This is a genomic window from Enterobacillus tribolii, from assembly GCF_003363015.1.
GTDB classification, from domain to species: domain Bacteria; phylum Pseudomonadota; class Gammaproteobacteria; order Enterobacterales; family Enterobacteriaceae; genus Enterobacillus; species Enterobacillus tribolii.
The window spans coordinates 1-13455 of sequence record NZ_QRAP01000023.1; the positions used below are offsets into that span (position 1 = coordinate 1).

General features: G+C 63.6%; 1 protein-coding gene. It reads left to right on the forward strand.

All coding sequences use genetic code 11. The features are described from left to right. The coding region (locus tag C8D90_RS21735) for an SDR family NAD(P)-dependent oxidoreductase (RefSeq protein ID WP_115460544.1) at positions 1 to 13455 on the forward strand (13455 nt) is incomplete at both ends.

Sequence of the window (13455 nt, forward strand, 5' to 3'; positions counted from 1 at the left end):
CGTGAACTGCGTTACAGCACGCGGCTGACGGGAGGCGAGCGTTTTGTGCGTGAGCATGTGGTGCAGGGTCGCGGCGTGGTGCCGGCGGTGGTGCAACTGGAGTGGGCGCGGGCGGCGGTCAGCCTGCTGCTGGAAGGGCATGCCGGCAATGTTGGCTTGCACCTCACGGAAGTGACCAGCGTGCAGCCGTTAGTCGTCAATAAAGAGAGCGAAATACATATCGCCCTGGAGCCGTTGGACGACGGCGGCATCAGTTACGAGATCTATAGCGAAGAAGATGGACAGACCCGGGTTTACTGCCGGGGTTATGCCGATCCGGATAACGGGGAAACGGCGCTCACGCCCGCAGCAGACGCGCTGAGAATGCCGGACGGGCAGGAGATGACGGCGGAAGCGTTTTATGAACGCCTGGCGCATGCCGGATGGCCGCAAACCCCCGGCGTACGGCGCGTACTGATTGGCGATGACTCGCTGGTCGTCACGCTGGAAGCGGAGAGGGAGGTTTATGACTGGTCGCCCGCGCTGATTGACGGCGTGCTGCAGGCAACCTGCCTGCTGGGGGCGAAAATACCGCCGCAGGTCAGCGAGATCCGCGGCTGGCGGCGTTCTTCTCCGGTCGTGACGGCGAAGATCCGGCGCAGCGGCAGCGCAGAGCAACCGGCCTGGCAGATCGTTATTTATGATGACGAACAACGTCCGGTGCTGATGCTTGCCGCCGGTCCGGCGCTTGAGGCGCCTGAGTTACCGGCGCAGGCCGGAATGATGACGCCGGCTCCGGATAATGACGCTGGGTTGGTGGGTGATTTGACGCTGTTCCCTGACTGGGTGGTTGCCGGGGAAGCGCCTGCGGCTGACGGCGACTGGCCGTCGCCGTCAGTGCTGAAGATTGAGTGCGAACACGATGCAACGCCGGAGGCGCTGCGGGCGCAGCTGACCGGGTTTGCGTCCTGCGCCCATTTGCTCTGGCAGGTGAGCCCGATTGCGGGAACGCCGTCGTCGGTTGTCGGATTGCGCCTGGTGCAGGCGCTGCTGGCGCAAGGATACGGACGTCAGCCGCTGCGGCTGACGGTGCTGACGACCCAGGGGCAAGCCATTGCACAAGATGAGATCGTCGATCCGGATCAGGCGGCCGTTCACGGGCTGATCGGCGCGTTGGCGAAAGAGTATCCGTTGTGGCGCATCCGCTTGCTTGACCTGCCCGCCGGTCAGGCGCTGGAGAGCACCGGATGGCAAAGCCGGCCGGCCGATGTACAGGGTAATGCCCTGTTGTGGCGTGATTCCCGCTGGCACCGGGCCTGCCTGCGCGTTTGCCGGCCCTTTGACGTTGCGTCGCCCGCATTTCGTCAGGGTGGCGTGTACGTCATTTTGGGCGGCGCGGGCGGTATCGGCTGCGCCTTCAGCGAATATCTGATCCGGCAATATCAGGCACAAATCGTCTGGCTGGGACGCCGGGCGGAGGATGCTGACATCGGCGAACGGCTCGATAAGCTGGGCGGGCTGGGGCCGCGTCCGCGTTATATTCAGGCTGACGCCGCCGATAGGGATGCGCTGGAACTGGCGCGGGAGACGATTACTGATTGGTTCGGGCCCGTTCACGGCGTGGTGCATTCCGCGATAGTCCTGGCCGATGGGCCGCTGGAAAAAATGGATGAGGCGCGCTTCAGCCAGGCGCTGAACGCCAAAACCCTGACGGCGGATAACCTCGTGGCGGTGTTTGGCGAATTGCCGCTGGACTTCATGTTGTTCTTCTCCGCCATGCAGAGTTTCAGTAAGGCCGCCGCGCAGGCGAATTATGCCTCGGGCTGTTGCTATGCCGATGCCGTCGCGCACAATCAATACGCCCGGCCGTATCCGGTAAAAGTGATGCACTGGGGCTACTGGGGCAGCGTCGGCGTGGTGGCGCAGGCGTCTTACCGCAGCCATATGGCGTTGTTAGGGTTGGGTTCCGTAGAGGCGCCGCAGGCCATGGCCGCACTGGAGAAGCTGCTTGCCGGTCCGCTGCGCCAGGTTGGGTTTATCCGTGTCACGGATGCTTTGGTCGCCCGCTCGTTAACGGAGCCGGATGGTGTCACGGTTGCCGTCGCTCCGGTTGCACCGGAAATTACGTTGCCGGCGCTGGCCCCCATGACGCGGCCCGGCGGCACAGCGCCGGTGCGGGTCATGGAACAGCATCTGAGCGACCTGCTGCTGGCGTTGCTGGCGCAGATGTCCTGGCTGGATGACGACGCTTCCGTACCGCAGGGCTGGCGGCGCTGGCGTGATGCGGGCCTGTATCTGCTGCAACGAAACGGCAAGGATTTATCTGCGCCGCCGCCGGGCTGGCAGGAGGCCTGGGCGCAATGGCAGGATTTTTGCGGCACAGCGGCGGGGCAACCCGGCGTTGATGCCCAACTGCGGCTGATTAATGCGACGCTAAATGCGCTGCCTGCCATTTTATCCGGCGAACAGGCCGCTACGGCGGTGATTTTCCCGGAAGGCGGGCTGGAACTGGTGGACGGCGTTTACCGCGATCATCCGTTAGTGGTGCTGTTCAATGAGCTGCTGGCCGGGCGCCTGGAACAATATGTCAGGGCGCGGGTGGCGCAACAGCCGGATTGCCGCTTACGCATTCTGGAGATCGGCGCCGGGACCGGCGGGACCAGCATCAGCGTATTTAAACGCCTGACCGGATGCACGGCCAATATTGAAGAATATACGTATACCGATATTTCACCGGTATTCCTGAGCCATGCACAGACGGCGTTCCGGGAACTGGCGCCTTATCTTCGCACGCAGCGTCTGGACATAGAGAAAGCCGTGACGGCACAAGGGGTGGAAGCCGGTAGCTACGACATTGTGGTGGCTACTAATGTGCTGCACGCCACGCGGGACATCCGCCATACCCTGCGCCACGCCAAAAGCCTGCTGAAACGCAACGGGCTGTTGCTCATCAATGAAATGGCCGATGCCAGCGTGTACACCCATCTGACGTTCGGGTTGTTGGACGGATGGTGGCTGGCTGATGATCCCTGGCTGAGGCTGAAGGGCGCGCCGGGGCTGGCGACGGAGAGCTGGCTCAGGGTGTTGGCCGACAGCGGATTCTGTTCGGCGCAGCAGCTGGCGCCAGAGCTGGACGGGCTTGGGCAACAGGTGTTGCAGGCCGTGAGCGACGGAGTTTTCCTGTGTGAGAGGGAAAACCCCGTACCGGCAGACCCCGTGGCGCGGCCGGTGTCCGCCGGCAGGATAACGGAAGAGGTGGAACGCCTCCTGCGGGACAGGATCGTCAGTCATCTGAAACTGGCGCCAACGGCCCTGGAGCGTGACACGCCGCTGACGGAACTGGGCTTCGATTCGATCACCCTGGTGTCGTTCCTGAAAGACTTCAACGAACGCTACGATCTTGAGCTGAGTCCGACGGTGTTTTTTGAAGCGCCGACGCTGGCGCAACTGGCCGTCTACCTGGCCCGCGAACACGGGCACCGCCTGACGGAAACGCGGGAAGCCCCGGCGGACGAAGCATGTCGCGCCGTACAAAACAAACCTGTCCGCCAACGGCGGCGCACCGGACGTTCAGCGCCGGCGCCGCGCAACAATACAGCGGAACCGATAGCCGTTATCGGCATCAGCGGCACTTTCCCCGGTTCGCCCGACGTTGACGCATTGTGGGAAAACCTGAATGCCGGGCGCAGCGGCATCGGCGATTTTCCGTTTTCCCGCTGGGGTAAGCCCACCGCGCCGGGCGGGTTGCCGTGCGGGGTGGTGGATGCGGTGGAGTACTTCGATCCGCTGTTTTTCGGTATCTCGCCGCGTGAAGCGTTGTCGATGGATCCGCAACAGCGCCTGCTGATGCAGTATGTGTATAAAACCCTGGAAGACGCGGGATATTCGGTGCAAAGCCTCTCCGGCAGCAATACCGCGCTGCTGGTCGGCACGGCCGCGACGGGGTACGGGCAGTTGTTGAGCAGCGCCGGTGAGCCGGTCGCGGGCTACAGCGCGGCGGGGATGAGCAACTGTATGGGCCCTAACCGTATGAGCTATTGGCTCAACTGGCACGGGCCGAGCGAACCGATCGACACGGCGTGCTCCAGCTCGCTGGTTGCCGTACACCGGGCGATAGGTTTACTGCGCGGCGGCCATTGCGACCAGGCGGTCGTCGGCGGCGTAAATACCCTGCTGTCGCTTGATGCGATGGAAAGCTTCACCCAGGCAGGGATGGTCAGCCCGTCCGGGCGCTGCAACACCTTCTCGGCGCAGGCGGATGGCTACGTGCGCAGCGAGGGCGTTGGCATGCTGATGCTCAAGCCGCTGAGCGCCGCCGAACGCGATGGCGACCATATTTACGGCCTGTTACTGGGCAGCGCCGAGAACCACGGCGGCCGTGCGGCGTCGCTGACGGCACCGAACCCCGGCGCGCAGTCGCAACTGATTGAAGCCGCTTTCCGTGATGCCGGCGTGGCGCCGGAAAGCGTGAACTACATTGAAACCCACGGTACCGGCACGCCGCTGGGCGACCCGATTGAAATACAGGGGCTGAAGCTGGCGTTCAGCGCGCTGTCGGGCGATCGCGCCCTGCCTGAAGGGCACTGTGCGTTGGGCGCGGTGAAGAGCAATATCGGGCATCTTGAGCTGGCCGCCGGCGTAGCCGGGATGATCAAAGTATTGCTGCAGATGAAACACCGGCAACTGGTCGCCAGCCTGAACAGCCAACCGCTTAATCCGCATATCTCGCTGGCCGGCAGCCCGTTTGGCGTGGTGAGCGAAAACCGCCCCTGGCAGCCGTGCCGCGATGCGCAGGGGAACGCGCTGCCGCTGAGGGCCGGCGTGAGCGCCTTCGGTTTCGGCGGCGTGAACGCGCATGTCCTGATGCAGGAGTATCAGCCGCCCCAACGCCTGGCAACGCCGGAAACGAAGCCGGTGGTGATCGTGCTTTCGGCCCGCAACGAAGAGCGGCTGCGCGTCAGAATCAGCCAACTGTGCGACGACTTGCAGCAGCGAGCGGTTAACCTGACCGATCTGGCTTATACGCTGCAAGTGGGGCGCGAGGCGATGTCTGCAAGGCTGGCGATGGTGGTGTCGGACGTTCCGCAATTACTGGCGAAGCTTCGCGCCGTCAGCACAGGCGATGCTGAAGCCGGCACCTTGTTCCGCGGCAATGTTAAAAAGAGCGCGGGCGGGCTGGCGCTGTTCAGCCAGGACGACGATCTGCAACACACCCTCGGTGTGTGGATTGCCAAAGGAAAGTTAGATCGTCTGGCGGATCTCTGGGTACAGGGAGTCGACGTTGACTGGCGACGCCTGTATGACGGAATAACGCCGCAGCGCATAAGTCTGCCGACGTATCCGTTTGCTCGCGAACGCTACTGGGCGTCGGCGGCGACAGGGAACGGCGGCGGGCAGGAAGCGCGTCTGCATCCTCTGGTTCACCGCAACACCTCGGATTTTGATGGTCAGCGCTACAGCACGCGTTTAACCGGTGAGGAGTGGTTCTTGCGCGATCACGTGGTGCAGGAGCGTGCGATTGTTCCGGGCGTTGTTCAGCTTGAGTGGGCGCGTGCGGCGGTTGCCCTGGCGCTGGGGGCTGATGCGGCGGACCATCGCGTCGTGCTGGAAAACGTCGCCTGGATACGGCCGCTGGTCGTTGAACGGGCGCTAGACGTGCATATCGCGCTGGATCTGGGCGATGACGGACGTGTCGGTTATCAGATCTACAGCGACGATGAAGACGAGCAGATTTATAGCCAGGGTGAAGCCTTCACCGCATCCGCCGGGGATGCGCCGTGCATCGGACTGGAGGCGATGCGGGCCGGATGCCGCCGCGTACTCGCAAAAGATGAAATCTACCCGGCGTTTGAGCAACTGGGTGTTCGCTATGGCGCGGGATTCAGGGTGTTGCAGGACGTGTGTCTCGCGCAGGATCTGGCGATTGGCGAACTGTATTTACCGGCGGTGGCGCAGGGTGAGACGGTGTGGCCGGCCGGTTTGCTGGACGGCGCGTTGCAAACCAGCGGCGCGCTTGGCCGCGAACAGGCGCTGGCGCTGCCGTTCGCTTTGCAGCGTATTGAGTCATGGGGGCCTCTGCCCGATCGCGCCTGGGCCGTTGTTCAGCCCGGAGAGGGTGACGGTGATGCCGTGCGCAGGCTGGATATCGTTATTACCGATGAGCAGGGCAGGGTTGCCCTGCGGTTGACCGGTTTTACCTCGCGGGTCGTGCAGGCCGTTGCCGCGCCTGAAATTGTGCTGGCCTCTCCCCGCTGGGTTGCCGGGCCTTTACCCGCCGGCGCCGCGCGGTCTGACGGCGGCGAGCACTGGCTGATGTTGTGCGACGCCGGCGCGGCACCGGACATCGGGGCGTATTTCCCGGACGGGCGTTGTGTTCGCCTGAGTCCGGCGGCGCCGTTGTCGCAGCGTTATACCGAACATGCCGGACGCCTGTTGCAGCTTTTACGGCAGCATCTGGAAAACGCGCCCGGCGAGCCGTGTTGCGTGCAGGTCGTGACGTCTTGCGCCGGTGAAGAGGCTGTCATGCAGGGGTTGGGCGCGCTGTTGCGCAGCGCCTGCATGGAATACCCGCATCTGAACGGACAGATTGTCGTGATGGACGATCTGGCGGCGCTGAGCGCGGAACAGCTGTATTTGCGCCTGCAGGCGGAAGCCGCCAGCGCAGCGCCGGCGGCGTGTTATCAGCACGGACAACGGCTGCTCCCGACCTGGGAAGCGCTAGAAAATAAAGATGCCGGAGCCGCAGCGCCCTGGCATGAGGATGGCGTTTATTGGGTGATCGGCGGGTTGGGCGGGCTTGGGCGAGCCATGGCGCTGGCTATTGCCGGCGCCGTCAAACCGGTGTTGATCCTGAGCGGGCGGCGCACGGCGGATGCTGAGCAGGATGCGTTTGCCGCCCGCCTGCGCGATCTGGGCGCCACGGTTGAATTCCGTGCGGTTGACGTGAGTGATGAAGACGCGATGCGCGATGCGGTGGCGGAAATTCTGGCGCGTCACGGACGCCTCAATGGCGTGATTCACTGCGCCGGCGTGCTGCGCGATCGTCTGCTGGCAAACATGAGCGACGATGAGATGAATGACGTGCTGGCGCCGAAGGTGTACGGCGCGGCGCAGCTGGACGCGGCTACGCGTGACGTCGCCCTGGACTGGATGGTGTTGTGCTCCTCCATCGCCGGCGCGTGGGGCAATATCGGCCAGGGCGGGTATGCGGCCGGCAACGGTTATCTGGATCATTTTGCACGTTATCGTCAGTCGCTGGTTGAACGGGGCGAGCGCCGCGGGAAAACCGTGTCAATTGGCTGGCCGGTGTGGGCCGGCAGCGGAATGCAGACTGACGAAGCGCGCCAGCGGCACATGTACCGGCAGGCGGGCATGATCGCTATGCCGGAAGCCGCGGGCGTGGCGGCGCTGGCGCAAGCGCTGATGCTGCCGCAGCCCTATTTGATCGCGCTGTACGGCGAGCGTCCGCGTTTACTGGCGTGGCTGCAAAACGGTGAAGCGTCGATCCGGCAATGGCGCCATCAGCGCGTTGAGGCCGTTGCGGCCGTACCGTCCGCGCAGGATGACGAACTACCGGCGCAGGTGGAACGGGTGATGATGGAACTGGTGGCCGCGCACCTGCATCTGCCGCCGGAGGTGCTTGATCGCGATACGCCGTTGGCAGAGTTCGGCTTTGACTCCATCACGCTGACGTCTTTCGGTTCATTGCTTAACGAACGTTACGGTCTGGTGCTCAGCCCCACGGTCTTTTTCGAAACGCCGACGCTGGGCGCTTTGGCTGAATATCTGGCCCGTGAGCATCGTGATGCGCTGGCAGCCGCGTTTTCTTCCCCGGCGTCGCCCGTACCTGCCGCAGCAGCGTCCGGCGCGGCGCCTTCCGTCCGTCGCCGCCGCCGTCCGCCGGTTATCCGCGCCGTAACGGCGGATGCCGAACCCATCGCGGTTATCGGGATGAGCGGTTGTTTCCCGCAGTCGCCGGATATCCCTGCTCTGTGGCAAAACCTGGTGGCGGGCCGCGACTGTATTACCGAACTGCCGCCCGATCGTTGGGAGGGTGGGGTGCGCCCGGCGATCAACCACGCTGGTGTTATTGAGAGCATTGGCGCATTCGATCCGCTGTTCTTCGGCATTTCACCGAGCGAAGCCCGGCTGATGGACCCGCAGCAACGTCTGCTGATGCTCTATGTTCATAAGGCCATTGAGGATGCGGGTTACTCGGTGCAAAGCCTGGCCGGTAGCAATACGGCGTTGTTGGTCGGCACCATGACTGGCGGATACGCCAAAATGTTGGCGCAGGCCGGCGTAGTCATCAGCGGTCACAGCGGTACCGGCCTGGCGGGATCGATGGGGCCGAACCGGATGAGCTACTGGCTGGATTGGCACGGACCGAGCGAACCGATTGAGACCGCCTGTTCCAGCTCATTGGTGGCCATTCATAAGGCCGTCGGGTTGCTGCGCAGCGGGGAGTGCGAACTGGCGGTGGCCGGTGGGGTGAACACCCTGTTGTCCGGTGATTTACTTGAGACGCTGACGCTAGCGGGCATGCTCAGTCAGGGGGGCCGCTGCCGGACGTTTTCGGCGCAGGCGGATGGTTATGTGCGCGGCGAAGGCGTCGGTATGTTGCTTCTCAAACCCCTGAGCGCCGCTGAACGCGACGGTGATCATATCTACGGCGTGATACGTGGTACGGCGCAGAACCACGGCGGCCGCGCCACCTCGCTGACCGCGCCGAATCCTCAGGCACAGGCCCGGTTGATTGAAAAAGCCATGCGTCAGGCCGGTATTGCGCCGGAAAGCGTGGGCTACATTGAGGCGCACGGTACCGGGACGGCGCTGGGCGATCCGGTGGAAATCGACGCCCTGAAACAGGCGTTCGGCAATCTGGCATCAGACCGTGCGCTGCCTATTGCCGGTTGCGGCCTGGGCACCATCAAAAGCAACATTGGCCACCTTGAGCTGGCGGCCGGTGTTGCCGGGGTGATAAAGGTCTTGCTGCAACTGCGTCATCGCCAGTTGGTTCCGAGCATTAACAGTGAACCGCGTAATCCGCATATCACCCTGGAGGGGCAGCCATTTTACGTGGTTGATCAGGGGCGCCCCTGGGCGGCGGCGGTCGATAACGCCGGCAAGACGCTGCCGCGGCGGGCCGGCGTCAGCTCGTTCGGCTTCGGCGGCGTGAATGCGCATGTGGTGCTGGAGGAGTATCAGGCAGCGCCTGCAACGAAGCCGTCCGCATCAGGGCCGGTGATTGTGGTGCTTTCCGCACGCAGTAAAGCGCAGTTGGACGCCTGTATCGTGAACCTCCATGGCCATCTTTGCGCTCATGACGTCAACCTGACCGATCTCGCATGGACGTTGCAGGCTGGCCGTGATGCGATGCCGGTGCGCATCGCTTTGGTTGCGGACAGCCAGCAGACGCTGATTGAGCGGCTTGCCCGCCTGATCAATGGCGACGTCGTACCGGAGCAAGTCTGGCGTGGCGAGGTGAAAGGTAATCAGCCGGTATTGTCGATATTTAATTCGGACGAGGATTTACACCGGGCCATCGCCACCTGGATCGATAAAGGCAAGCTGGCGAAGCTGGCTGAACTGTGGGTGCAGGGGCTGCCCGTTGACTGGCGGTCGATTTATGGCGAGGTCACGCCGCGCCGCCTTAGCCTGCCGACCTATCCTTTCGCGTTGCAGCGTTACTGGCTTACGGACGATGTGGTATCGGCGGCAGAACATGACGCGCCCCGTAGCGCGCCGCCGCAGCCGGTCTGCTTCAGTGAGGAATGGACGCTGCAGCCCGTTGCGGCAGGGGATGCCGGCAGCGCCGTTAAGCGCGTGGTCTGCCTGCTTGGCGACGCCGCACAGGAAGCGGCGGTGCAAACCTATTTCTCTGATGCGGCGCCGCAGGCCGTTGTGTGTTGCGTCAGCGATGGGGATCTGGCTGATGGGCTGCGCGCTGCCGCAGGGGAGGCGCGTCATATCGACGTCCTGCTGGATTTGCGCTCGGCAACGGCGGCTGATGAGGATGCCGTGCCTGTGCTGCACTTGCTCAGGGCGCTGCATGACGAACAGATCGTTTGCCAATGCCTGCTGTGGGCCGGGGGCTGTACTGATGACGCCGGGCAGGCTGTTCTGGAAGCCCGCATCGGGCTGGTGCGCTCACTGAAGTTCAGCTTCCCGGCGATGGCGGCGGTAACCATCAGCGAGCGGGCGGCGCAGCCAACGGCGTTCAGCGGCTGGCTGGCGCGCCTGTGGGCTGAGGTCAGCGCCGGAACGTATGAAGACGTGCTGTATCTGGATGGCGTACGCCATGTCTGTAGTCTGGTTTCTCTGCCGCTGCCGGTTCGCGACGCAACGGTATTCCGCCGTGGCGATACCTGTTGGATCACCGGCGGAAACGGTGGACTGGGCGCGCGGATTGCGCGTTATCTGGCGCAACAGCACGGCGTAAATCTGGTGCTGAGCGGCCGCCGCGAATCAGACGATGAAACACGGGCGTTGCTTGCCGAACTGGAAGCCTGCGGCGTCAGGGCCTGTTACATGCAGGCCGATGTGACTGATGCTGAGGCGATGGGCGAGGCTTACTGTCAGGCGAAAACGCTTTTTGACCGGATTGACGGCGTGGTTCATGCCGCCGGCGTGGCGGATCAGGCAGATATTCTGACGGTGAGCGACGCGCAGTTCCGTCAGGTGCTGGCAGCGAAAGTCACCGGTACGCGGGTACTTGATGCGTTGTTCAGCGAACAGCCGCCGCGCTTCATGTGTTATCTCAGTTCCGTTTCTGCCGCTATCGGCGACTTTGGCGGCGGGGCTTACGCCATGGCTAACCGCTTTATGCTGGCCCACGCCCGCTTGCGGGGCAACGGGGCGTTGGCCATCGGATGGCCGCTGTGGCGCGATGGCGCAATGGGCAGCGGCCGCAGCGATGATATGGCGCACTACCTGAGCGCCAGCGGTCAGCGGGCGTTGGAAAGCGACGAAGGCCTGCATTTACTGGAGGGCTTTCTTGGCGTGAATGACGGCAGACAGCCGCTGGTGATGGCGGGCGACGCCGCCCGCATGGAGCGGTTGCTGCGTCAGGCGCAGACGCGCCGTGTTATTGCCGTCGGGGCGGAGGATGACGCGCACCCGGTTATACCGGGGCAAGGCTATCGTCCTGAAATGAAAGGGCTGACCTTATCGCAGTGCATTTTGTGGGATCTGTCCGATCATATGCAGCGCTTGCTGGACCTGCCGCGTGACATGCTGGAGGCGGACGCGAATCTGGCTGAATACGGGGTAGATTCCGTGCGTTTGATTGAAATCACCCGGCTGCTCAATGCCCATTATGGCTTGTCGCTGACGCCGTCGGTCTTTTTCAGCCACGGTACGCTGGAGCAATTGGCCGCCTATCTTGAACAAGCGTTCGGCGCACGTATGGCGGCGTTTTACCAGCAGAGCGGCACGGTGGCTGAACCTCCGGCGGGCAGCCGGGTTCAGCCCTTACCGGTGACGGCCGACAGCGTATTGCCCGAGCCTGTGCCTGTGCCTGTGTCCGGGCCGCAGGCGCCGATTGCGATTATCGGCCTCAGCGGTCGTTTTCCTGACGCCCGGGATGCGGATGCCTTCTGGCAGCTTCTGGCGCAAGAGCGCTGCGTGATTGGGCCCTATCCCGAAGAGCGGGCCGGAGCCGCCGGAGGTTCGTCCGTTGGGCAGATGGCGGCGCTGCCCGGCATTGACGAGTTTGACCCGTTGTTTTTTAACATCGCGCCGCGCGAAGCGGAGGTGATGGACCCGCGCCAGCGCCTGTTGTTACAGGAAGCCTGGAAAGCGCTGGAGGATGCCGGTTACGGCAGCCTGCAACTGTCCCGGCACAAGATCGGCATGTTTGTCGGCGCTGAACAGGGGGATTATATCCGCCAGAATGGCGGGATACCCGAGGCTGCGGCGTTAACGGCCAACCATGATGCCATGCTGGCCGCGCGCCTGGCCTATGTGCTGGATCTGCACGGCCCGGCGATGACGCTCAATACGGCCTGTTCTTCCGGCCTGGTGGCTTTGCATCAGGCTTGCCGCAGCCTTGCGGCGGGAGATTGCGATACGGCCATCGTCGCCGGCGTCAACCTGATGACGACGCCATTGGCGCTGGAGGTGATGGCCCGCTCCGGCATGCTGTCATCAGACGGAACCTGCTATGCCTTTGATCGCCGTGCCAACGGTATGGTGGCGGGTGAAGCGTGCGTATCGTTGGTGATTAAGCCCCTGGCGCAGGCGCAGGCGGACGGCGATCCGGTGTATGCGACGATCGTGGGCAGCGGCATTAACTTCGATGGTAAAACCCAGGGGATTACCGCGCCGAGCGGCGCGGCGCAGGCCGCGTTGCTGGACGACATTTACCGGCGCAGCGGGATTAACCCGGATGCGCTCGACTACATCGTGACGCATGGCACCGGTACCCCGCTGGGTGACCCCGTGGAAATTAACGCGTTGTGCGATGCGTTCAGACCCTACAACCCGCGTAAGCAATACTGCGCCTTAACTTCCGTCAAACCCAACGTCGGGCACGCGCTGGCGGCATCAGGGCTGGTCAGCCTGGTGGCGTTGGTGCAGGCGTTGCGCCATGAAACCATTCCGGCAAGCCTGAACTGCAGCCAGGAGAGTGACTATATTGACTGGCCGGAAAGCCCGTTCTACGTCAACAAAGCGGCGCGTTCGTGGCCGGCTGAGGCTGCGCGGGCAAGGCTGGGCGCAGTCAGCGCCTTTGGCATGAGCGGCACCAATGCGCACGTGGTGATTCAGGGCGCGGAAGGCTGTGCGGTGCCGCCGCCGGCCGGGGAACTGCCGCCTTATCATCTGCTGGTGGTGTCGGCAAAAACAGCCGAAGCATTGCATCAGCGCTTAACGCAGCTTGAGGCGGCGCTGTCAGTAGGGCAGTGGGACGCGCAGGGGTTAAGGGCGATGAGCCATACCTTGCTGAATGGTCGTCAGCATTTTGCTCATCGCTGTGCGTTGGTGATTCAGGATGCGGAGGATGCCCGTTATGTCCTGCAGCAGGCGTTGCAGGGCGGCAAACGCAGCAACCTGTTCCACGGGCGGGTTGCGCGCGATTTTACGGCGCAGAAGGCGCTGCACACCTATGGCGAAACGCTGATTACCCATCTCGCCGGGCAGCAAGCGCCAGCTGTCATGCAGGAAACGCTGCTGGCGCTGGCGGATATGTATTGCCAGGGATATGCGTTGTCGTGGCCGGTGATGTTCGGGCCACGACCGCCGCAGCGGTTACATCTGCCGACGTACCCGTTCACCCGCGACCGTTACTGGTTACCGGACGCGCAGGCACAGACTCAGTCAGCGCCGCCGGCGGGCGGCAGCGGGCTGCATCCGCTGGTACAGCGCAACACGTCGGACTTTAGCCGCCAGCGCTACAGCACCACGCTGACCGGGCGGGAATGGTTCCTGCGCGACCATGTCGTGCAGGGGCAGCCCATCGTACCCGGCGTGGTGCAG